Origin of the sequence: Pseudonocardia xishanensis (genome assembly GCF_039541715.1) — a bacterium.
Taxonomy (GTDB): domain Bacteria; phylum Actinomycetota; class Actinomycetes; order Mycobacteriales; family Pseudonocardiaceae; genus Pseudonocardia; species Pseudonocardia xishanensis.
The window spans coordinates 1-946 of sequence record NZ_BAABGT010000142.1 but is presented as its reverse complement, the minus strand read 5'-3'; the positions used below and the strand labels follow the sequence as shown (position 1 = coordinate 946).

1 protein-coding gene is annotated in these 946 nt (G+C 71.1%); it reads right to left on the bottom strand.

Annotation, left to right across the window (positions count from 1 at the left end):
• Positions 1 to 946 (bottom strand): IS256 family transposase (locus ABD993_RS36520; protein WP_345428982.1); only part of this gene is annotated, 946 nt, incomplete at both ends.

Sequence of the window (946 nt, the reverse complement as noted above, 5' to 3'; positions counted from 1 at the left end):
CGCTGAGCGCCGGGATCGTGTCGGTCGAGGTCACCTCCTCGCCGCTGGAAGCCGTGTCGGGGACTGCGGTGGCGCGGGAGCGGGCCAGGACCTCGAGCCCGAGGTAGCGCCGTCCTTCGGCCCATTCGTCGTGCTGCTCGGCCAACACCGCACCGACCAGGCGGATCAGCGAGTCGCGGTCCGGGAAGATCCCGACCACGTCGGTGCGCCGCCGGATCTCCCTGTTCAGCCGCTCGCTCGGGTTGTTCGACCAGATCTGGCGCCACACCTCCTTCGGGAACGAGGTGAACGCCAGGACGTCCGCGCGCGCCTGGTCGAGGTGCTCGGCCACCTTCGGCAGCTTCTCGGCCACCCCGTCGAGGACCCGGTCGAACTGGGCGTGCACCGATGCGGCGTCGGGCTGGTCGTAGACCGAGTGCAACAGCGCCCGCACCCATGGCCAGCTGCTCTTGGGGGTCGCGGCCATCAGGTTCGCCGCGTAGTGGGTCCTGCAGCGTTGCCAGGCGGCGCCGGGCAGTGTGGCCCCGATCGCTGAGACGAGCCCGGCGTGGGCATCGGAGGTGACCAGCCGAACCCCGGTCAGGCCGCGGGCGGTCAGGTCGCGGAAGAACCCCAGCCAGCCGGCGCCGTCCTCGGCCGAGGTGACCTGCAACCCGAGGATCTCCCGGTGCCCGTCACCGTTCACGCCCGTGGCGAGCAGGGCGTGCACGTTGACCACCCGGCCGCCCTCGCGGACCTTCAACACGAGCGCGTCCGCGGCCAGGAACGTGTAGGGCCCGGCGTCGAGTGGGCGGGTCCGGAACTGTTCGACCTGGGCGTCGAGCTCGGCGGCCATCACCGAGACCTGCGACCTCGACAGCCGGGTGATCCCCAACGACTCGACGAGCTTCTCCATCCGTCGGGTCGACACCCCGAGCAGATAGCAGGTCGCGACCACCGTGGTCAG